21 protein-coding genes are annotated in these 22,656 nt (G+C 43.2%); 18 read left to right on the forward strand and 3 right to left on the reverse strand.

Annotation, left to right across the window (positions count from 1 at the left end):
- Window positions 1–30 precede the first annotated feature (30 nt).
- Window positions 31–3,114, forward strand: coding sequence for an efflux RND transporter permease subunit (locus AR334_RS09655; protein WP_066308827.1), 3,084 nt, complete (start codon window positions 31–33; stop codon window positions 3,112–3,114).
- 129 nt (window positions 3,115–3,243) lie between these two features.
- Complete coding sequence (locus tag AR334_RS09660) at window positions 3,244–4,383, forward strand: hypothetical protein (protein ID WP_066308833.1); 1,140 nt, start codon at window positions 3,244–3,246, stop codon at window positions 4,381–4,383.
- A 33-nt stretch (window positions 4,384–4,416) separates the two neighbouring features.
- On the opposite strand, the gene AR334_RS09665 is transcribed toward AR334_RS09660, so the two are convergent.
- The gene (locus tag AR334_RS09665) at window positions 4,417–5,823 is read right to left on the reverse strand and encodes a LysM peptidoglycan-binding domain-containing protein (RefSeq protein ID WP_066308836.1); all 1,407 of its coding nucleotides are present in this window, start codon (window positions 5,821–5,823) and stop codon (window positions 4,417–4,419) included.
- 152 nt (window positions 5,824–5,975) lie between these two features.
- Here AR334_RS09665 and AR334_RS09670 point away from each other — a divergent pair, with 152 nt between their 5' ends.
- From AR334_RS09670 to AR334_RS09715, 9 genes are all read left to right on the forward strand, one after another.
- The gene (locus tag AR334_RS09670; protein WP_066308839.1) at window positions 5,976–7,034 is read left to right on the forward strand and encodes an LLM class flavin-dependent oxidoreductase; all 1,059 of its coding nucleotides are present in this window, start codon (window positions 5,976–5,978) and stop codon (window positions 7,032–7,034) included.
- 151 nt (window positions 7,035–7,185) lie between these two features.
- The gene (locus AR334_RS09675; RefSeq protein WP_066308843.1) at window positions 7,186–8,454 is read left to right on the forward strand and encodes a nitrate/nitrite transporter; all 1,269 of its coding nucleotides are present in this window, start codon (window positions 7,186–7,188) and stop codon (window positions 8,452–8,454) included.
- Window positions 8,455–8,621: 167 nt separating this feature from the next.
- Window positions 8,622–10,244, forward strand: a complete 1,623-nt coding sequence (locus tag AR334_RS09680; RefSeq protein WP_066308850.1) for an ATP-binding protein — start codon at window positions 8,622–8,624, stop codon at window positions 10,242–10,244.
- Window positions 10,245–10,393: 149 nt separating this feature from the next.
- Window positions 10,394–11,239 carry a VOC family protein gene (locus AR334_RS09685; protein WP_066308855.1) on the forward strand — a complete coding sequence of 282 codons (846 nt, stop codon included), beginning with the start codon at window positions 10,394–10,396 and terminating at the stop codon, window positions 11,237–11,239.
- A 607-nt stretch (window positions 11,240–11,846) separates the two neighbouring features.
- Window positions 11,847–12,809 (forward strand): peptide-methionine (R)-S-oxide reductase MsrB, encoded by a 963-nt coding sequence (msrB, locus tag AR334_RS09695; protein WP_066308859.1) that lies wholly within the window; start codon window positions 11,847–11,849, stop codon window positions 12,807–12,809.
- 521 nt (window positions 12,810–13,330) lie between these two features.
- Complete coding sequence (locus AR334_RS09700; protein ID WP_066308864.1) at window positions 13,331–13,711, forward strand: hypothetical protein; 381 nt, start codon at window positions 13,331–13,333, stop codon at window positions 13,709–13,711.
- A 23-nt stretch (window positions 13,712–13,734) separates the two neighbouring features.
- Window positions 13,735–14,037: a hypothetical protein gene (locus AR334_RS09705; RefSeq protein ID WP_066308867.1), complete on the forward strand. Its 303-nt coding sequence runs from the start codon at window positions 13,735–13,737 to the stop codon at window positions 14,035–14,037.
- Window positions 14,038–14,113: 76 nt separating this feature from the next.
- Window positions 14,114–14,512 carry a hypothetical protein gene (locus AR334_RS09710; protein WP_253701242.1) on the forward strand — a complete coding sequence of 133 codons (399 nt, stop codon included), beginning with the start codon at window positions 14,114–14,116 and terminating at the stop codon, window positions 14,510–14,512.
- Window positions 14,509–15,207: an aspartate/glutamate racemase family protein gene (locus tag AR334_RS09715; protein ID WP_066308871.1), complete on the forward strand. Its 699-nt coding sequence runs from the start codon at window positions 14,509–14,511 to the stop codon at window positions 15,205–15,207. The genes AR334_RS09710 and AR334_RS09715 overlap by 4 nt, the downstream gene beginning before the upstream one ends.
- 13 nt (window positions 15,208–15,220) lie before the next feature.
- Here the strand turns inward: AR334_RS09715 and AR334_RS09720 are convergent, their stop codons facing one another.
- Window positions 15,221–15,844 (reverse strand): hypothetical protein, encoded by a 624-nt coding sequence (locus AR334_RS09720; protein WP_066308877.1) that lies wholly within the window; start codon window positions 15,842–15,844, stop codon window positions 15,221–15,223.
- A 240-nt stretch (window positions 15,845–16,084) separates the two neighbouring features.
- Between AR334_RS09720 and AR334_RS09725 the strand changes: the two genes are divergently transcribed.
- From AR334_RS09725 to AR334_RS29890, 7 genes are all read left to right on the forward strand, one after another.
- Window positions 16,085–16,777 (forward strand): response regulator transcription factor, encoded by a 693-nt coding sequence (locus tag AR334_RS09725; protein ID WP_066308886.1) that lies wholly within the window; start codon window positions 16,085–16,087, stop codon window positions 16,775–16,777.
- On the forward strand, window positions 16,755–18,995 hold the full coding sequence (locus AR334_RS09730) for a sensor histidine kinase KdpD (protein ID WP_066308892.1): 2,241 nt from the start codon (window positions 16,755–16,757) through the stop codon (window positions 18,993–18,995). The genes AR334_RS09725 and AR334_RS09730 overlap by 23 nt, the downstream gene beginning before the upstream one ends.
- A 31-nt stretch (window positions 18,996–19,026) precedes the next feature.
- Window positions 19,027–19,539, forward strand: coding sequence for an RNA polymerase sigma factor (locus AR334_RS09735; protein WP_253701243.1), 513 nt, complete (start codon window positions 19,027–19,029; stop codon window positions 19,537–19,539).
- Between the two features lie 12 nt (window positions 19,540–19,551).
- Window positions 19,552–19,674, forward strand: coding sequence for a hypothetical protein (locus AR334_RS30615; protein ID WP_301337158.1), 123 nt, complete (start codon window positions 19,552–19,554; stop codon window positions 19,672–19,674).
- A gap of 41 nt (window positions 19,675–19,715) precedes the next feature.
- Entirely contained in the window at window positions 19,716–20,087 is a 372-nt protein-coding gene (locus AR334_RS09740; protein WP_066308898.1) for an immunity 22 family protein, read from the forward strand.
- Window positions 20,088–20,197: 110 nt separating this feature from the next.
- A complete protein-coding gene (locus tag AR334_RS09745) occupies window positions 20,198–21,568 on the forward strand; it encodes an MFS transporter (RefSeq protein ID WP_066308901.1) in 1,371 nt (456 codons plus the stop codon).
- Between the two features lie 63 nt (window positions 21,569–21,631).
- Window positions 21,632–21,772, forward strand: coding sequence for a hypothetical protein (locus AR334_RS29890; protein WP_172799194.1), 141 nt, complete (start codon window positions 21,632–21,634; stop codon window positions 21,770–21,772).
- 56 nt (window positions 21,773–21,828) lie between these two features.
- Here the strand turns inward: AR334_RS29890 and AR334_RS09750 are convergent, their stop codons facing one another.
- The gene (locus AR334_RS09750) at window positions 21,829–22,635 is read right to left on the reverse strand and encodes a GDSL-type esterase/lipase family protein (RefSeq protein WP_066308904.1); all 807 of its coding nucleotides are present in this window, start codon (window positions 22,633–22,635) and stop codon (window positions 21,829–21,831) included.
- Between the last annotated feature and the right edge of the window lie 21 nt (window positions 22,636–22,656).

A 22,656-nucleotide genomic window follows, 5' to 3' on the forward strand; every position in this document is an offset into this window, starting at 1 on the left:
GTAATAAGTCAATTTAGGGCAGGTGTAATAGTGAAAGGGCTAGTTAACTTTGTGATTGGAAATAAATTGGCGGTTTGGTTGCTGACCATTATCATTACCGCATCCGGTATTTATTCTGGTACACGAATGAATATGGAGACGATTCCGAATATCTCGATACCATACTTAATGGTTACGGATGTCTATCCAGGAGCTACTCCTGAAAAAGTCATGAACGATGTATCGATGCCGATTGAAAAGGCAGCGGAAAACCTTGACCACGTCAAGGCTGTGTATTCAAATTCTTATTCCAATATGGCAAGCATTCAGGTCGAATATGAATATGGCATCGACATGGATGAAGCGAAACGCGAATTAAAGTCGGCGCTTGATTCGTTGAAATTGCCAGAAGGCGCTGAAAAGCCGACGACAACCGCCATTAGCATGAATATGATGCCGATTATGGCGCTCAGTGTTAGCAGTTCAAAAGAGGATATTGTGGAATTAACCTCAACGGTTGAAGAAAGTCTCGTTCCGAAAATCCAAAAACTTGAAGGTGTTGCCTCGGCCACCATCACCGGTCAACATATTGAGGAAGTTGACCTTACGTATGATCAGGCAAAATTGTCGGAACTGGGTTTAACCGAAGACAAAATAAAAGATATGGTTAAAGCGAGCAACATGGCCGTTTCCCTTGGACTCTACGAGTTTAAAGAAGGGGAGCAGGCGGTTTCGATTGACGGCAAGTTTATGACTGTTGATGAATTAAAAAACATGCTCATTCCGGTTACACCTTCTGCGGCCAGTCCATCACCATTCGTGAAGCTAGGCGATATTGCCAAAATTGAAACGATCGGTAAAGTCCAATCAATATCCCGAACAAATGGGAAAGACGCGATTGCCATCCAGATCGTAAAAGGCCAACAGGCAAACACAGTTGATGTTGTAAATAGTGTTAAAAAGCTAGTTGAGGATGAAAAGAAAAAATATGATGGCCTGGACATCGATGTGACCCTTGACCAAGGTGAACCGATTGAAAAATCAGTGTCAACGATGGTGGAAAAAGCAGTATTTGGCGGTTTGATTGCCGTTCTGATTATCCTACTGTTCCTCCGAGATTTTAAATCAACGATCATATCAATCATCTCGATTCCAGTGTCCGTGTTTATGGCGTTCCTGCTATTACACTGGATGGATATTACCTTGAACATCATGACTCTCGGTGCAGTAACGGTCGCAATTGGGCGGGTCATTGATGACTCCATTGTTGTCGTCGAAAATATTTATCGCCGGCTTCATTTAAAGGATGAACAATTAAGGGGCCGTGCTCTGATCCGTGAAGCAACCATTGAAATGTTTAAGCCGATTCTGTCTTCAACACTTGTAACGGTTGCCGTTTTTGCACCGCTTATGTTCGTTGGTGGCATGGTTGGCGAATTGTTTGTGCCGTTTGCGCTGACAATGGCGTTTGCGCTTGGTGCGTCACTGCTTGTGGCGATCACCATCGTTCCGGCCCTTTCACATACGTTGTTTAGGAAAAAATTATATGGTGAAAAGACGGCGAAACGTCACAAAGAAGCTGGCGAACTGGCAAAATGGTATAAATTTTTCCTAGAAAAATCTCTTAATCATAAGGTGATCTCGTCGGTTGTCGCCATTTTGCTGCTGGTAGGCAGTTTGGCGCTGACACCGTTGATTGGCTTCAGTTTCCTTGGCAGTGAAGAAGATAAGGTCATGTACCTAACCTACACACCAAAAGCTGGGGAACTTCATGATGAGACTTTGAAAAACGTTCAAGCAGTGGAAGACAAAATGCTTGAACGCGATGATGTTGATATCGTTCAAGTTTCTGTTACCGAATCAGGGGACCCGATGGCAGCGATGATGGGCGGTGGTTCAAACGGGGCGTTAATGTTCCTGATTTTTGATCCTGACATGAAGAACTTCCCTGATGTGAAAGCGAAGATTGAAAAATATGTAACGACATTGGATCAATCCGGCACTTGGAAGAGTCAGAACTTCTCTTCGATGGGCGGGGCGTCTGATGAAATCAGCTACACGTTCTACAGTGAAGATTTGACGAAGCTTCATCAATCGGTGAACAAAGTCGAAGACCTCATGAAGAAAAATAAAGATATTAAAGATGTTTCATCCACCGCAGAAGAAGCTTACGTCGAGTATACCCTTCGTGTCGACCAGCCAAATCTGTTGAAGTATGGATTAACAACCGGGCAACTCTTAATGATGCTGGGTCAGGACAGGAAGAAAGATGTATTGACGACAGTGGAAAAGGATGGCAACTCTCTTGAAGTCATCGTCCAGCAACCACAAACCTCCCTGCCGGAATCGATTGATGAAATGCTGGCAAAACAAGTGCCTACAGCGCTTGGCACAACAATGCCACTTTCTGAACTTGTAGAGGTGAAGAAGGGGACAACATTGAATACGCTGGCTCGCAGTAAAGGGGAGTACTTCGCGACTGTTTCCGGAAAAATCACCAGCAAGGATATTTCCAAGGTTACCTCTACTGTAGGGGATAAAATTGATAAAATGGAATTCCCTAAAGGAGTGACTGTGAGCGTTGCCGGCGTCCAGGCGGATATGAATGAAACCTTTACTCAGCTTGGCGTGGCGATGGCTACAGCAATTGCGATTGTATACTTTATCCTGGTTGTCACCTTCCGTGAAGGGGTCGCGCCGTTTTCGATCCTGTTCTCGCTTCCGTTTGCGGTCATTGGGTCATTTGTCGGCTTATTCCTTGCCGGCGAAACGATATCCGTACCGGTCATGATGGGTCTGTTGATGTTAATCGGGATTGTCGTTACAAATGCTATCGTTCTTGTTGACAGGATTATTCATATGGAACGCGATGGATTGAGGATGCGTGAGGCCGTACTTGAAGCAGGGTCAACACGACTTCGTCCAATCTTGATGACAGCCATTGCCACTGTCGGCGCATTAATTCCATTGGCGCTCGGCGAAGGCGGCGGTGGGTTAATCTCGAAAGGACTCGCAATTACCGTGATCGGCGGCTTAACCAGTTCGACATTACTGACGTTATTCGTCGTGCCAATTGTGTATGAAGTACTATCGAAGCTCTTCAAGAAGAATCGCAGAGAAATCATTGAAGACTAATTTTTAAAAAGAAAGACCCATCCGTGAACGATAAAAGCGGAGGGGTCTTTTTCGTTATAAGAAGGAAAATCAGCATTTTTATCGAAATAAATGAAGAGGGAAATTGTCATGGAAGTGTGGTGACCCTGAATGAGAAGCCGGCCGTTCCTGCTCATCTTCAGTATAATAACTGGTGCAATCCTATCATTATTAGTTTACTTTACGATCTTTGTTGAACCTTCCATAAAGTTAAGCGGGATTGAGAATGGAAAGGTGTACGCTGTCCAGCCTATCGTTAAATTGGAGGAAAGTTTCGGCATCACCCGGGTCACGTTAAATGGCACAGAAATAACGCCAAACTATCTTGTGGAGAAGAATGGAACCTATCTCTTACAAGGGGAATCTAAGCTGCTTTGGAAAAAGAAAACTGTTTCCTACAAATTTGAAGTTGATGATCAGCCTCCGCTTGCACCGCGTCTCAAAGAGGGAGTTAAAAAAGTTTACTTCAAACAAGCGTTGTTTAGCCTTGATAAGGAAGAGCGGGTATCTTATACAGCGCAATTGGACGGAAAGCCTGTTTCCCTTGATCAGCCGATAGATGCGCCTGGCGAGCATAAACTAACGATACTAGCTACGAAAATTAATGGATTGACCGCAGCCAAAGAAGTCGCTTTTTCCATTGATAACCGAACCTTTTCGGAAGGAAAAGTGCGACAATTTTTGGATTATTATTTTGGGCAAGATGTCGACAAGCTGAATAAATTTACCGATAAAGTCGCGATTACTCTTGAAGGGGAGTACAACCAGGACGATGTCAAAATGGTGGAGAAGGCCATTGCCGAAATCAAAACCTTTTTTCCATATGAAATGAAGATTGTCGATGACCTCTCTAAGCACGCGGATTTTGAGCGAAGTATTAAAATGAAATTTATGCCAACAGAAGGCTTTAAAGAGTATAACATCTATTTAGATAATGTCCTGGGGGTTGAGATGCCAGTCAGGATCTCCCCGGTTTACGGGAAGATGGAATCGCTTGTTCTGATTGGCACGGACAGATATATTACAAGAGATTATCGGAACGGGGTTATTTTACACGAACTTTTGCATGCAGTCGGCCTCTCTAATCATATCCCGTCACCGGAAAGTAGCCCGCTGTTTGAATATGGAAATACAACCGTGACTTTGGGGGAAGTCGAGAAATTGTACGGAGAACTCCTCTATCTTGATGAACTGACGCCAAATGCTACAAAAAACGTAGCCATGGAACTGTTGTCCAAAAGAATTCAATAGAAAAAGGAATGGTGCCGCCATTCCTTTTTTCTATCATTTTTTTATCGTAAAATTATCCCTCAACAATGCCCAGTTCTGCGGGTAAGGATACCCTAAAGCCCAGTAGCTGACACCTCTTAAATTATAGTCTTTCACCATGTCGAACTTGGCTTGTGCACTTCTGGCATCTTCGAACCAGACTTCATGAGCTTGACCAGTTTCGTCCACGTATCTGAAAAATGGTGATTGGGCAGTGGTGTCATATTGAATGTTCGCTCCATATTTGATTGCCCTTCTGATCGCTTCCTGTGGACTAAATGTTTCCGCCTCTTGCCCTTTTACATGAGGAATTTTCCAATCCCTGGCATAAATTTGGAAGCCCAAAAAGATTTTTTCCGCAGGCATAACAGACAACGCGTATTCAACAACTCTTCTCATTTGGTTGATAGGCGAGATGGCTTGCGGCGGACCGAGCCGGTACCCCCATTCATACGTCATCAGGACAACAAAATCGGCAATTCTTCCATGTGCCTCATAATCATGCGCTTCATATAAGAGGCCTGCTTGTGTTGGGCCGGCCTTTGGCGCTAACGCGGTTGAAACAAAATATCCCTTTGGATGGAGCCGGTCCACAGCCATTTGTAAAAACTGATTGTACAACTCGCGGTCCGCAGGCAAAACATTTTCAAAGTCAATATTTAACCCTTTATATCCTTTACGGTCCATCACTGCAACGATGTTTGTGAGCACTTTTCCTCTAATCTCCGGAGTAGCCAAAATCGTATGAGCCACATTTGAGCCGGCATGGGAGGATGTAAAGTTGGTAACGGACATCATAGGGACAACCCGGTTGGCAACAGAAGCCTGAATAGATGCATCGTCCTTAACCGGCTGTAGTGATCCATCTTCTGCAATTAGATAAGCGAAGGGGCTAAAATAGGTGAGTAAACCTCCTATTTCATTTACGGATTGGGCAGCTGCTTCAGGTGCTTGGTAAGAATAAGCATTCACTTCAATGGCAGGTTTTGCTCTGGGAATGACGAGCTTTAATCCGGGATAAATTAAGTTAGGGTTTGTGATTTGATTTTCACTGATGATTGCTTGGACTGATGTTCCATACCTGCTGGCAATTTGCCATAGTGCTTCACCAGGCTGGACGGTATGGGTTATGGCCGGTATAAACAGGGTGGTGCCAGGATACAAAAGATTCGGGTTTGTTAACTGGCTTGCTTGAACAATGGACTGAATGGTAACTCCGTACCTCTGGGCAATCGCCCACAGTGTCTCCCCAGATTTCACCACATGGGTCGTACCAGGTTTCGGAATCACCAACGCCTGGCCAATCAATAATTTGTTTGGGTCAGGTAGTTCATTTGTTTGAATAATGGAATTCATCGGTACAGCGTAGCGATTGGCTATTTGCCAAAGCGTCTCGCCACGACTGACAACATGGATGATCATACATACTCCCCCATAGGCATTTTGCATTAATTCACTATATGACATTTAGGAAAAAATGTTCAATTGGGCCTATAAGATAATTAACTTGAAAAACTTATCGTAATATCTCAAAATAAAGATATTCATTTTAAAAATAAATTGGAGGCTATTTTGTGGAAATAGGAATCAGTACATTTGTAGAGACAACACCAGACCCCCAAACCGGCGAGGTCATCAGCCATGCCCAGCGTATACGGGAGGTAGTGGAGGAAATTGTGCTGGCTGATCAAGTTGGCTTAGATATCTTCGGTGTCGGTGAGCACCATCGCAAGGATTACGCAGCATCTTCCCCAGCGATTGTTCTGGCTGCTGCGGCATCACAAACAAAACGGATTCGTTTGACAAGTGCAGTGACTGTTCTTTCATCCGCGGACCCTGTTCGAGTTTTTCAGGACTTTGCCACCCTTGACGCGATTTCAAACGGACGTGCCGAGATAATGGCAGGGCGAGGCTCGTTTATCGAATCGTTCCCGTTGTTTGGCTATGATTTAAAGGATTACGACGAGCTTTTCGATGAAAAATTGGAGCTGTTGTTAAACATTCGTGAGTCAGAGGTCGTGAACTGGACAGGTAAACACCGCCCGGCGATTCATAATCGCGGAGTGTATCCAAGACCGGTTCAGGACCCGCTGCCAGTCTGGATCGGCAGCGGGGGAAATACCCAATCATGTGCGCGTGCCGGATTACTCGGCTTGCCGCTGGTATTAGCGATTATCGGAGGCAGACCCGTACAGTTCGCACCGCTTGTTAAGTTGTATCAAAGAGCTGCTGAACGGGCTGGGCATGATGTTTCAAAGCTTACGGTTGCGTCACATTCCCATGGCTTCATTGCTGAGACAACGGATGAAGCGGCCGAAAAGTTTTTCCCATCAACTCAACAAGCAATGAACGTTCTTGGCCGGGAGCGGGGCTGGGGCCATTATAGCCGTGAAAGCTTCGATGCGGCCCGCAGCTTTGATGGAGCACTATATGTAGGCGACCCAGAAACGGTTGCCGCCAAAATCGTCCATCTCCGTAAAAATGTCGGCATCACCCGGTTTATGCTACACTGCCCTGTCGGAACAATGCCACATGAAGATGTCATGAAATCAATTGAATTGTTAGGTAAGGAAGTCGCACCACGGGTTCGCGATGAAGTGGCCAAGTGGGAAGCAGAACAAGGAATTTCATAAGACTATTGTAGAAAAAAGGCTTTCTGGCAGCAGAAGGCCTTTTTTGATTGTGTACTTAAAATGAAATCGCCTCCAAATAAAAAAATAATCCAGACCAGAAAAAAAGGAGTATAATTGAAAATTAGATTGAAACGAACAGGGGAAGAGATCATTGGAGAAACAAACTAGCAAGTATCGGTGGGTTGTGTTTTCTGCCGTTTTATTTACGTATTTTTTAATTGTCAGTCAACGGACGGCGCCGGGACTGATTACCGATCAATTAATGAAGGATTTCAATATCACCGCTTCAACCATTGGGCTGTTGGCAAGCATTCAATTCCTGGCCTATGCAGGCCTGCAAATACCGATCGGGATTTTGTCAGACCGATATGGACCTAACTTTTTCTTAATTATTGGGACGATCCTCAATGGCGTTGGCACTGTTATCTATAGTTTGGCTCCGCATGAATTCGTACTGATTTTGGCCAGATTACTGGTTGGGATAGGGGATGCGGCTATTTGGGTCAATCTGGTGTTAATTTTAAGCCAATGGTTTAGGGCTCAGGAATTTGTCCGACTCCTTGGCTTTGCCGCGATGTCTGGCAGTTTTGGGTTCCTAGTGGCGACCGTTCCGTTTGCCTCATGGATTTCCTTATCCGGATGGCGGGCACCATTTTTCATTACCGGAATGATTCTGTGCCTTTCCGGTTTCATGCTTTATTTCATTCTTGAAAAAAAATCAAACCAACTGTTTAAAAAAGCAGGAGGAAAAGGTAAGACAAAAAAAAACCACGAAAAAGTATTACCATTGCTCCGGAGAGTTTTTTCCAGCCGGCAGGCGTGGGCTGCATTTTTTTGTCACTTCGGCCTGATGGGAACCTATGTGGGCTTTATCGGGTCATGGGCAGTCCCGTACGGAATGCACGTGTATGAAATGTCCCGGTCTGCTGCCAGTCAATTAGTCATGTTCGGCCTTTTTGGCGCTTTGGCTGGTGCGCCGTTAACCAGTTGGATTTCCAGCCGGCTTGGTTCCATTAAGCGGCCATATGTTTTGGCCCATGCCATCGTATTTTTAAGCTGGTCTGTATTTCTATTGTTTGATGCCAAGCCGCCATTCTTTATTCTTTTAGTGTTATTCTTTATCATTGGATACGGTAATGGGGCAAGTTCCCTAACATTTGCCGTCGTCCGACAGTCCTTTCCAGTGCAAGAGGTTGGGATTGTTTCAGGGTTCGCGAATACGGGCGGATTTATAAGTGCCGTCCTATTGCCCTTCTTTTTTGGCAGGGTAATTGATCATTTCCAACTTGCTTCAAGCAACATCGCATACTACTACGGGCTATTAATCCCTGTCGTCTTCTCAGTCATTGGCCTAGCAGGTGGATTATTGATTCAAGAAAAACAGAAAGAAACGAAACAGGCAGCACAAGCAACAGCTTAGGAAGCAGAGGGAAGCCCTCTGCTTTTTTTAGTAAGCAAAAATGGCGAAAATTTAATTTTTTGTCTATTTTTTTAAAAAAATTTTTCTTTGACCAGAGTTAACGAAGGAGTTACGGTGCGGGGTGTCGAATTTTTGGAAAATGAGAACTTCTGAAAGGACTACAACCTATGTGGAAACGTCACATTAGAACCTTGCCGCTTTATCGAAAAATCCAATTTTTTTCATTATTGATCACCTTCTGGCTGGTGGTTTCAACTGCGGGGTTCACCTTCATGTTTGAAACAAGACAAATAACAACCCAGTTGACTGAACGTGCTGAGGGCATTGTTAGGCTTTGGAGTGTAACCATTCCTGTCCAAGATGTATTAACAGCCATCCAATCTCGTGATCCCAATAATCCATCATCAAAGCAGTTAGGACAGTTAGTTGAGGTAATTAATCAAAAAGACTCGGAATATATGCAAGGCTATTTGATGAATATTGATAAAAAGGATGATAATGAATTAACTCTTTTAGCAGTATCATACAAATATGAGGATATGGGACTAAAGAGTTTCAGCCCATATAAAGCGGGAAAGATCTATATGGAGGCTTTTGACCGGGCCATCGATCAAAAAACCACCTCCAGCACCCCGCATTATGATGATGATTATGGCTCCTGGATAACGGCATTTGAGCCTATCCTCGGTCAAAATAACCAGGTAATTGCCGTTTTGGCTGTCGATGTGGATGCTTCAGTCATTGATACGTATAAGCGAAAAATGGCTTTTCATTTACTGTTGGCACTGGTGATTGTAACTTTGTTGGTCTATTTTATTTTAAACTGGGGCATTAAAAAAGTGCTTGAACCGGTGGAAGAGATTATCTCCGGGATTGATGCTGTTAGTTCAGGAGATTTTCAAGTAAAAGTGAAAATCACCAACCAACCTGATATAGAAAGATTAGGGGAAAGGTTTAACCAGATGACGTCACACCTATCCGTCCTGTTCGAACGGCTATCCGATACATATAAGGAAGTTGGCGCTGGAACGGAACATGCTGGTTATACGAATCGAGTCGAAGCGGCAATTGATGAAATGGAACATATTATGGAAATAACAAAAATTCATAAGGAACTGCAGCATGCGGAAAAGATGAATGCGATCGGGCAGCTGGCAGCATCGGTGGCCCATGAAATTCGCAACCCGATGACAGTGGTAAGAGGCTTCTTACAAATTTTTCTGGCAAAGGATCACTTAAGTGAAACAGAACTATCTTATATTCGATTAATGATAGAAGAGCTAAACCGGGCAGAGCAAATTATTAATGAATACCTATCCCTCGCCAAACCAGATCTTGAACAAGTAGAAAAAGTAAATGCCGGCGAATTGGCAAAACAGGTGGCGGAATTAATGAACTCCTTCGCCTTACTGTCAAAAAACATTTCATTACAGGCACAAATAGAGGATGAAATTTTTATTAAAGGAAACCGTGGCGAATTAAAACAGGTTGTCATCAATATCGTCAAAAATGGCATTGAATCCATGCGTGCCGGGGGGGTATTATCCCTTAGCGTTCGCAGAAGCGGCGGCTTTGGTGTCATTGAGGTTGCTGATTCGGGCATCGGCATGTCCCCTGAAGAAGTCGCCCGGTTAGGAACGCCGTTTTATTCGTTGAAGGAAAAAGGAACCGGTATGGGGCTTATGGTTTGTTATCAGATTGTTGAGCGCTGGAAAGGCCATATAGAGGTTCAAAGCGAAAAGGGCATCGGCACAACATTCAAGGTCCATATCCCGTTGTGGGAAGAGTAAAGCAGAGAGAGGTCGGGTCTCTGCTTTTTTTTGTGAAATTTTCTCTTTTACTTTACATTTTTTCTGTTTTGAATTAAAATATCTTTAATTCGAGATAATAATTTTCGCCATGTATAGTCATGATAAATAATAAAAAAGGAATGGTTTATATGGAAAAGTTCCATCAAGCGCCAAATGTATATGTTGGAGAGGTCAATATTAAGGTTAAAAATCTGGAATACTCGCTCGCATTTTATCAAAATATTATCGGGCTTAAGATATTGGAAAAATCGGAGCGCCGGGCTGTATTAACGACGGACGGGAAGACAGCGCTGATATCGCTTGTACAGCCTGTCGACGTGACTGCGAAACCGCAGCGCACGTCCGGCTTATATCATTTTGCGATTTTATTGCCGTCACGCGCCGATTTATCGGTATTTTTACGGCATTTGCTGCAAACGGGCTATCCACTTGGCGCGGCGGATCACTATGTCAGTGAAGCATTATATTTGAATGACCCGGATGGGAACGGCATTGAGGTTTACCGCGACCGCCCTTCAAGTGAGTGGACGTGGAAGGGCAACTTGGTTGAGATGGCCACAGAACAACTCGATGCTGAAGGAATATTGGCCGAAAGCAATGCCGAATGGACTGGTCTCCCAGCAGGCACGATCATGGGACATCTGCACCTTCATGTCGGCGACTTGAAAAAAGCGGAGGAATTTTATACAAAGGGTCTAGGATTCGAGGTCGTCAGCTACTATCCACAAGCAGCCTTCCTTTCGACAGGAGGTTACCACCATCATATTGCCATTAATACTTGGCAAGGAGTCGGGGCACCGACACCACCGAAAAATAGCGTGGGGCTAAATTGGAGTACACTAGTTTTCCCAAATCATGAGGCGAGGGAAGAAGTGATTGACCGCCTTGGGAAAATGGGCGTAAATGTCAGTGCTGAGGAAGATTATTTTGTGACTAGTGACCCATCCGGGAATGAATATAGGTTGATTATATAAAGGTTGATTGGTGAAGCAGGGACGCGGGTCTTTGCTTCATTTTTTTAGGTGTGATGGGGGTATCAGGGAGATGTAGCGGGGGGTGTGGCAGTTTTTTGGGGGATGCGAGATTGCAGCGGGTTGAACGTCAGTTGGTGTGAGTTGTACGACAATTGGTGGGGGTTGTACGACAGTTGGCGTGGGTTATGCGACAGTTGGAAGGGGTAATCCGACAGTTTGAGGAGGCTATGCGACAGATAAATGGGGGCGACATTGTTGAGAGTGCCCACCGAGCGATAAGATTGTTTATCCGAGAGATATGCCCTCCTTTCCGAGAGTAAAGTGACCTTATCCGAGAGAAAAATCCATCTATCCGAGAGTAAACACAACACATCCGCAAGTAAGCGAGTCTTATCGGCAAGCCGGAGAACGCCATCCGCAAGTAAGCGAATCTCATCCGCAAATTGGAGAACGCCATCCGCAAGTAAGCGAGTCTTATCCGCAAGTTGGAGAGCGTTATCCGCAAGTAAGCAAACCGCACCCACAAAATCGCATCCGACATTCAGCATCAACATATTTGTGTTACTAGTAATTTAAGGGCTAGAATAGGGCATAGGAGTTGATAAAAATGTCTCAACATTATGAACTGGCGACCTTCGCTGGAGGATGCTTCTGGTGCATGGTCTCCCCATTCGATGAACAACCAGGGATCAAAGAAGTTATCTCGGGCTACACAGGTGGCCATACAGAAAATCCAACTTATGAAGAAGTGTGCTCTGATACCACTGGCCACTTTGAAGCGGTACAAATTAAGTTTGATCCCGCGATTTTTCCTTATGAAAAATTGCTTCGTCTCTTTTGGCAGCAAATCGACCCTACCGACCCCGGCGGCCAATTCGGTGATCGCGGCATTTCCTACCGCACAGCGATTTTCTATCACAATGAAAAACAGAGGAAGTTGGCCGAAGCATCTAAGGCGGAGCTCGCTGCAAGCGGACGTTTTCAAAATCCGATCGTTACGGAAATCCTGCCTGCGAGCCAATTCTATCGAGCTGAGGAAAAACATCAAAACTACTATAAAAAAATCCCTTTTCACTATAACCATTATTTCGAGGCTTCGGGCAGGGCGAAATTTATCCGTGAAAATTGGAAGAGGCGCAAAACAGATGAGGAGTTGCGCCAAGAATTATCGCCGCTTCAATATGATGTAACGAGGAAAAACGCCACCGAACCGCCATTTAAAAATGAATATTGGGATCATACCGAAGAGGGGATCTACGTCGACATTACTTCAGGAGAGCCATTATTTAGCTCGACCGATAAATACGATGCCGGATGCGGTTGGCCGAGTTTTACCAAGCCTATCCGTCGAATGGAACTGGAGGAGCGGTTTGATACCTCGCATGGGATGAGGAGGATTGAAGTACGAGCGAAAACCTCAGATTCCCATCTCGGCCATGTATTCGATGATGGGCCAGGGCCGGACCGGGCTCGGTATTGCATCAACTCGGCCGCACTGCGGTTTGTACCCAAAGAAAAGCTTGAGGAAGAAGGGTACGGAGAGTTTAAGAAGCTGTTTAATGGTAAATGACCAAGTTAGATGATTTATTTAAATCATGTTTCCTAACCTAAAGACATATTGGCGACCGAAAAATCAGACAGGCCAAGGTTTTGGTAGCCAATCAAGGCTATTGGCGACCGAGAAGTCAGGCAGGTCAAGATTTGGGTAGCCAATCAAGGCCATTGACGACCGAAAAGTTAGGCAGGTCAAGATTTGGGTAGCCAATCAAGGCTATTGGCGACCGAAAAGTCAGGTAGGCCAAGATTTGGGTAGCCAATCACGTCTATTGGCGATCGAAAAGTCAGGTAGGCCAAGATTTGGGTAGCCAATCAAGGCTATTGGCGACCGAAAATTCAGGTAGGCCAAGATTTGGGTAACCAATGAAGTCTATAGTTCTTCCGAAAACGTCAATTTAAGCAAATAGGGTATTTATGCCACAGTCCAATGGAGGGCTGTGGTGTTTTATTATTCATAATACTTTCACTTTTTAGAATAAACATTAGTGGTAAAATAAGGTAAAGGGAGATATTTCATTAAAGGAAGTGTGCTATATGAAAATAAAACTATGGCTTTTCATAGCATTGTTTCCAATCTTATTAGTGGGCTGTACTGGAGGATCCTATGTCATAAAAACTGGAGGACTTCATAGTACTTCAGATTCAATTAGTGGAGAATATAGTAAATTTTCTGGGTATTACTTTAAAGAAATTGATTTTTCCAAAGGGGAAAACATTAAGTTTTCCTATTTGGCTTCAACTAAGAATGGAACACTGACTGCAAAACTACTGAACTCCTCCGGGGATGTAATGGAAGAAATCACGAAAGACATGACCATAACGATACCTAAACAGGATACGTACAAAATTCAAGTAGACGGCCAAAACCATAAAGGCAGTTTTATGATAACTTGGGATAAAGTAGGTCGAGAATAATACCCATGTTGGAGGGTGTTACAATGAAAGTCCTATTGGAGTTAGCGCGTATTGCTTTTATCTTTGGAATATTCAGCAGCAGTCTCGGTTCGATCGTAAATTTCATTTACAAAAAGCTTGGAACGGACACGCATGTTTACGGTTGGTTTGGATTCGCGGCTATTTTTATCCTGTTTTTGGTTCTGTATCGAAATAGGTTACAATTCAGCCGCTGGAATCCCGTGAAAGGCAGGGAGAAATTCTCAAAGAAGGTAACGAACCTGCTTTTATCAGGTTCCCTTTTCTTAATCATTTTGCCTCCGTTATTAAGCTATTTGTTTCAGTAGCTAAAAATTTTAATGCCACAGTCTTCGGGCTGTGGTATTTTTAAATTATAAAAAGGAAGTTTTTGGAGGGAAAGCCTTGCGAATTCTCTTATTCGTTTTTACTATGTTAATTGGATTAGCTGGCTGTGGTCTCGAAACAAAAACGCTGCCCGAGTTCTACGGAGGAAATATTGAAAAGGTAACTAAAATAGTGATTCTTGACGGGAGTACAGGATATAAAAAGACGGTCAAAGACAAAAAGGTAATTGATGACTTTTTGATAGAGATAAAGGATATTAAGTTTATTCCGGAGGCTAATCAAGAAAAACAGGTAGGGTACCGGTACTCGATTACTTTTTTTGAAGATGGCAAGAAAACCTTCCAGTTTACCCCAATTGAAATAAATGATGACTATTATTATAGTAAACCCGATATCCATCCGTTTCTGGACAGCTTTTATGAAAAACTCGAGGTGAAAGAGGAGGATCCACATTGAAAACAATCGGCCTAATTGGCGGGATGAGTTGGGAATCGACTGCCGAGTATTACCGCATCATTAATGAAGAAGTGCAAAGGAGACTTGGCGGTCTGCATTCGGCGAAGTGCTTCCTATACAGCGTTGATTTTTCAGAGATTGAACAGATGCAGGCGACAGGTGAGTGGGAACAGGCAGGCCGATTATTGGGAGAAGCGGCCCATTCATTAGAAAAAGCCGGGGCTGACTTTATCGTGATTTGTACAAATACAATGCATAAGGTCATCGATCAAATAGAGGAAAGAATCAATATCCCAATCTTGCATATTTTAGACGCAACCGCTACCCAAATCGAAAAAGCTGGGATAAATAAAGTCGGCCTCCTGGGAACGAAATACACGATGGAACAAGACTTTTATAAATCAAGGTTAATCGCAAACAACCTCGAGGTAATGGTACCGGAATCCCAAGAGCGTGAAATGATCAATAATATCATTTTTGAAGAGTTGTGCTTGGGAAGAATAGAACGATCTTCAAAGGAATATTATAAACAGGTTATTCAGAAGCTTGTTGAAGCTGGCGCAGAAGGCATCATCCTCGGTTGTACGGAAATTGAATTATTGATTAAACCCGAAGATGTTGAAATCCCGCTATTTAATACGACAGAAATCCATGCAAAAGAAGCGGTGAACTTTGCTTTAAAGCAGGGAACCTAAAATGGTTTCCTGCTTATTTTTTTCCTATCCACATCTTCCTTCCAGCCTCAATTTCGCGATATATATCATCCTTCAGTTGAAATCTTACCCGCCAAAAATCTTTTTTCCAAAGTGAACAATCTTTTTCAAAATGACATAGAAGTTCCAACATAGAGATAGTCTCGCTAGCTTCAATATCGATCACTTCATTTTTATGACAAAGTGCTGTTAAACCATGTTCAATGGAGAGAAGGCAATCTTTGAAAAAATTGATGCAGAAATAGGACTGTCCTTCTTTTTCATAGTCAGGGACAATTTCCAGGACTGGTTTACCCAGGAAAGGGTGAATTTCTTCTGCCGACTCAAATACAATCGGGTCAAAGTTGTACGTTTCTTTATCAAAAACTTCAAACTCTTGTCCCGTTGTCTGCCATTCAAACAAAGTCTTTAAAATAGTTTCATAGATTTCATCGAAATGGTCCCGTACATAACATAAGGCATGGTAGTTTGCCTCAGTTAATGGTTCCTGGCTATCCATCATGCTTTTTAAAGCCAGTTCCGTCTGGCCAAAAAGGCCTTCGGAGCACTTTACCTTAAGATCCCCCTCCCAGCACCGAAATTTCTCAGAATACTCAAATCCCTCAAACTTGATCGACATAGGTTCCTCCCAAAATTAAAATATTCTACTAAATTTTACCACCTAAACCCAGATTTGCGAATCAATCCTCTCTTTTTTCTTTTAAAAAACATTGGTATTCTATTAAAGATAGATTTTCAAATTTTCCCTTAATAGGAATTTAAATAAACCTTAAGAAAATCTTAAGATTTATACTAAGTTAGTTTTAAGATTTTCTGTTTAGGATAGAGACAGGTAAGGATAGAAAGAAGGCGGAGGAAAATGACCAAATATAATGTGCTAGTGGTTGACGATGAAAAAGAAATCCGTGATGCGATTGAAATATATCTTAAAAATGAGGGCATCACCGTTCTGAAAGCACAGGATGGAATTGAAGCGCTGGAGATTTTAAATGAACGGAATGTTCATCTAATCGTTCTTGATGTAATGATGCCAAGGCTTGATGGGATATCGGCGACCTTTAAAATTCGCGAAAAACAAAACATTCCTATCATTATTTTAAGTGCAAAAACTGAAGATACCGATAAGATCCTGGGACTCCAGGTAGGCGCGGATGATTATGTCACGAAACCATTTAATCCGATGGAGCTTGTCGCCCGCGTGAAATCGCAGTTGCGAAGATATGTGACACTCGGGACCTATGATGGGATTAAAAAAGTCATTGATCTTAATGGGCTTACACTTGACCAGGCGGCGAAGGAAGTGTGCGTTAACGGGGAATCGGTTAAGCTGACGCCGATTGAATACAAGATTGTCGAGTTATTGATGACCAATGCCGGCCGTGTATTTTCCATTGACGAGATTTATGAACGGGTTTGGAAGGAACCCGGTTATAATGCGGAAAATACGGTGGCGGTCCATATTCGAAAAATCCGTGAAAAAATTGAGATTGATCCGAAAAATCCAAGATATTTGAAGGTGGTGTGGGGCATTGGCTACAAGATGGAAAAGTAGTATTGTCCTCTATATTTGGGCCTTTTTTCTAACATTTGCGCTTGGTGGAATTATGACATTTTTCACGTCTGGCCAAAGATACATACATCAGGACTATTTCCACACTCCTGAATTTCAATCTGAGCTTGACCAAATCGCCTCCTACCTCGCAATGTTTGAACTGAACAAGACGACACCGGAAGAGGCGAAAGCAGCGATTACTGTCAGCGCGGAAGAAATTGACGAGCACCGCTATCGATATGGAGACTTGGATTCGCAAATTTCCAACATTAAAGAGCAATACGAAAGTCGGATTCAGGATGCATTAGCGTCCAATAATGAAGAAGTCGCCAATGTCTACATTAAGGAAAGAGACACGAAGATTGACGACATTAGTAAAAACTTTTCAAGTGACGATCATGTCCGGCAAAAGATCCTCAAGGAAAAAGAAGCGAAAATCGATAAGTTTTTTAAAGAACGGAACCAATATCTTGCAGATTTTTCAAGATACAGCAAAACCTTTACCTATTATTATAAAGACCCGAATACCGGCGAGGTCCATACCAACCTAGCGGATTCCAACCAAGGAAGCTTGAAGCAAAGTGACATGCTGTATGTGACTGACTTTTCGATTCCGAGTAATTACTTCATCCATTTCGGTTCCGGAGGGTACGATGAAATTTCTGAAGCATTAACGGCAGCAAACAATAATGTGTCGTTTGAAGGACAGCTTGGGATTGCCAAAAACCTTGAAGATTCCAACTTTATTATGAGGGAATACAACAACTATAAACAAAATCAATCCATCATGCTTGTCTATGTCTTGGCAAGTGGAGTTGTTCTGTTATTGTGCCTATTTTTTTCAAGAAGAATGGCTGGAGTAAATGCGGATTTGGGGAATTGGCGGCCGTATTACAACAAGTTACCAATTGACATCAGGGTGGCATTGTTCGCAGTAGTGGCGATTATTGGCGTCATTACAACGGCGGTCATGAGTGACAGTATTTCATATCTCCCGCTAAACCCTTATCTTTCTAATGTAGTGGAAATTGTATTCAATCTGGCCATCGCTGCTTTATTGGTCATGGTTGCGTATATTCAGTTGAAATTTTTGATGACTGATCTCAAGGATTGGCCTAATTTGAAAATCCAGTGGGAAAAGAGTCTGATGAAAAAGTCCTGGAAACTGACGAAGCAATTTTTCATTTCTGCAAAAGAAAATTTGGTTGAAGCGTTCCTTGTCCAAAGTATTGGTGTTCAGGTGTTTGTTCTGTTGGCTGCTGTGTTTTTTATCGGGATGGCGTCATTCATGACTGCAATAAATCCGATTTTTATTCTATTTTATCTAGTGCTGCTGGCGGCAGCCGGTGTCCCACTTGGGATATTCCTGCTCAAAAAAGTCGGATATTTTAACCGAATTGTGAAAAAAACAAACGAACTGGCTGAAGGAAAACTGGGGGAAGATCTGCCAGTCAAAGGGAAATCGGTGTTTGCCACCCTTGCAGGCAACATCAATGTCCTGAAACAGGGAGTAAAGCAATCCCAGTCTGAGCAAGCCAAGAGTGAACGACTGAAAACAGAGCTGATCACCAACGTCAGCCATGATTTAAGAACGCCATTGACATCCATTATTACCTATACGCAGCTGTTGAAGGAGAGCGGCTTATCGGAGGACGAGCGGAAAGCGTATCTTGAAATTATTGACAGAAAATCAAAGCGGTTAAAAATATTAATCGATGATTTATTTGAAGTGTCAAAAATGGCCACTGGCAACATCAAACTTGTCAAGGAGCGAGTCGATCTCAATCAACTTTTGGAGCAGGCACTTGCGGAATATGACGAAACAATACAGGCGTCCAGCCTGCAATTCCGGGTGACCAAAGCCAGCGAGCCGGTTTATGCCCTAGTGGACGGACAAAAGCTCTGGCGTGTGTTTGATAACTTAATAGGCAATATCTTGAAATATTCATTAGAAAATTCACGGGTTTATATTTCGATTGTAACCCATGAGAATCAAGCGGTCTTAACGTTTAAAAACGTTTCAAAATATGAACTAAGCGACAATGCCGATGAACTGTATGAACGGTTCAAGCGCGGCGATACATCACGCCATACGGATGGGTCTGGCCTCGGCCTTGCGATTGTTAAATCCATCATCGACCTTCATGAAGGCAAAATGGATATCGAGGCGGACGGGGACTTATTTAAAGTGATGATTACGTTATGGATGGAGAGTTAAAGGGTTAGAAAAATGAGAGGGGATTGGCAAGATGGTATTGGATTTCTCAGAGATTTATTCTCTGTTTTATAAACGGCTGTACCTGAACGCATATTCAATTACAAGGGATCGATATTATGCGGAGGATATTGTCCAAGAGACGTTTATTAAGGCAATGAACAAAATGGATACTATTGAAGATGTGCGAAAAATGGGGGCTTGGTTATCGGTAATAGCCACCCGGACGGCGATTGATTTTATCCGCAGGGAAAAGAAACGAAAAGGTGTCCTGATGGACCAGGAGACACTTGAGTTCATAGGAAAAGAAATGAACCAAAATGTGCTGCAAGAGGTCGAGGCATCCTGTTTGTTTGACCAAATTAAAAATGCCGCTGGCAAACTGTCCCGCGAACAGCAGGGGCTGTTGACGCTAAAGGTGTTGAAGGGGCTGAAGGAAGAGGAAATCGCCCATTTATTGCAACTCAACCCATGCACCGTAAAGACCAAGATTTATCGGGCAAGGAAAAAACTAAAAACGCTTGTGTTTGAGACGAAAATAGCATGAGGAGTTGGATAGATGGAAAAAGCTGCTGAGGCGGCTTTTTCGTCGTATGACGGGGTTTATACTGCCCATGAAGGGGTTCAACCGGGAGGAGCAAATTTAAAAGAAGGAATTATCTTACCCGTGGAGAAGTCTTAAAATGGGGCAAACGGAAAAAATTAATAGGCAGGGATCATTAAATGGAAATTGAAGGCTATGTATCACTTTGGGTTGGCAATTTTTCTAGCAAGGAGGAATTGAATAATTATTTATACATCTCCTACGATGAGGATGGTGATGCCATTCCATCAAAATTTGAAGAGGATTTTGAAATCGACTACTATGACACCGATTTTCGAGAAGCCGGGTTTTTCGAAAAAGAAATAACGAGCATTCAAGAAATACTTAAAGGCTGCTCCTATGAAGAGAACATCATCCCAGCTATCATTAGCACAATTGGAGAAACGCTGGAAAAACCGGTAAACAGCATGATTTTGCTATACAACTTCAAATATAATGGACAACCAAGCAAGCGTCCGATGACTTTCCTAGGCACTCTCCACTATAAATAACCCGGTTTTTACTATTGGCATAGTCTAAAAAATGAGTTTGTTTCATATTATGAAAGCGCATACATTTCTGACGCAGAAATCAACATTCCGAATCAGGAGCGTGAAATGAAATGAGTCAAACCATTATTGAAGGGCCATGGGTCAGCCAGCAGACTGTAGATTTGGAAAAACCAAGCAAAAAAGAGATGTGGTCATACGGAATCGGCAGCTTTGGCATTTTTTCCGTAACGACCCTTATTAGTTCCTTCTTAACCTTCTATTACACCGATGTCGTGGGTTTGGCTGGCGGATTGGTCGGAACAATGATGCTGATTGCCCGCCTGTTTGACGGCGTCACAGATGTTTGGATGGGCTCAATCGTCGACGGCACGAAATCCCGGCACGGAAAAGCGCGGCCCTGGCTACTATGGATGACCGTACCGCTTGGGATTACCATCGTAGCGTTATTTTCAGTCCCGGACCTTGGGCTCACCGGCAAGATTGTTTACGCATATATCACCTACATGCTTTTCATCCTCCTGTATACAGCAGTTTCGATCCCGTACAAAACATTACTTGGCGTAATGACACAGCACCAGCATAGCCGCTCACTTTCCAATATCTATTCCACCATCTTCACCATGACTGGGACTCTCATTGTCATGACCTTCACCCAACCATTGTCAAAATTAATTGGTTGGACCGGACTTGCTTCCTTTTACGGAATCCTTTCCGTTTTCACCCTGTATATTACTTTCCGATCTGTGAAGGAAAGGGTAGGGGCAGATTCAAACTCCCAAGAGAAAATTCCGTTTGCCACCGGCTTCAAAGCGTTATTGAAAAATAAATATTGGATCATCATCACGATTTTTTGCGTCACATTTTATACGACGATTTGCCTTGTTCAAGGTGCAGGACTTTATTATGCACAGTGGGTAATTGGCGACATCAACAAATTTCCGATTATCGGGCTCACTTTAACTGCTCCGATGATCATCGGTTTATTTTTCATCGGGCCGCTAGTGGCCAGGTACGGGAAACGTAAAGTTGCCATTATTGGAGCGGTTATTGCGATTGTCGGCCAAATTATTAAGTGGGTCGATCCGAGCAATTTGCCGATGTTTTTAGTGGGGAGTGCCATCGCGGGCTTCGGGGTAATGCCTACGCTCGGTCTGATTATTGCGATGGTCAATGATACGGTGGAATATGGCGAGTTTAAAACAGGGATTCGTACCGAGGGCTTGGTCAATAGTGCCGCAAGCTTCGGCATGAAATTTGGGACTGGACTCGGTTTGGCGTTGGTCGGTTGGCTGCTCGGCATCGGCGGTTACGTTGGCGGGGCAGCCGAACAGCCTGAATTGGCTGTTACTATGATCAAAGCAGTTAACATCCAAATCCCGCTCGCATTAGCTGTCATTCAGATTATCCTTATGCTGATGTTTAAAATTGATAAAGAATATCCGGCCATCGTGGCAGAACTTCAACGGCGGAAAACAAAGTAGAATTTATTTTTCAAAAGTAAGCAAAATAAGAGGGTAGATAAGCATTAACAAGGAGGCTAAACTTTGTCCAAGAAAAAATACACACCCTCGCCTGATGTGGACCAAAAGAAATTATTGGATGATAAAGTGAAAAAAGCGCGAGCTAACAACTTTGAAGATGACCATGTGCGCCGAGTCACGCCAAATGGAGCAGATGGGCAATAGCAACACAGCCTATTCGTCTACAATAAAAAAACGAAGGGGAAGTTCTCCTTCGTTTTTCACGTATTCCGATATTGGTGCTTTAACTGGTAAATCATTTGCTCAGAAATGGCCGCGTACCCTTTTGGGCTCGGATGAATCCCGTCTGTAGAAAGATTATCAAGATTATCTCTATTAATCACCTTGGTTGTTTCGACCACAACGCTTGAGGCGAGTTGGTTGGCAGTTTCGTAGATTATAAGATTCCATTTCGGCAGCAGCTGATCAGCAAGGGAGTACAGACTGTCATTCGGTGGAATTGGATTGTACTGTTCTAGAAACACAATGGTAGCGCCAGGATTGATCCTATTTATTTTTGCCGATATGTCGGTTAAATTTTTTGAAAAATGGTCCTGTAGTTGCTGAAAAGATTGGATCACCGTTGTCAGGTCTCGTTTGTTCGACGCATGGAGAATATCATTACCGCCAACATTGATGGTAATGATGTCGGCATGCCGGATGGCTTCATCAAACTTTCCCGCTTGAACGAGTTCATTTAACTCTCCGCTGGTTAGACCGTTTATTCCTTCATTTTGAGTGTAGACCGGTTTATTGATTTGCTGGCCCAATTTTTCGGAGAACTGGGTGACCAAATCTTCATTTTGGCCCGCGCCAAAACCGCGAATCACTGAATCCCCTAGTGCCAATTGATTGATTTGTGTCGCCTTCGTATCCCGAAAGAAATCGATATAGGAGACTTTTGCAGATGCGGATTGAACTGTTTGTTTTTTCAGTTTATGGATTTGATAGTGCGGATAATAGAACCATGAAGCCATTCCAATGCCAATGACTGCCACTGATATAATCAAATATTTCAACACTTTCATTCTATCACCTCTTAATTTTCC

This window comes from Bacillus sp. FJAT-29814, assembly GCF_001510715.1.
Classification (GTDB): Bacteria; Bacillota; Bacilli; order Bacillales; family Cytobacillaceae; genus Neobacillus.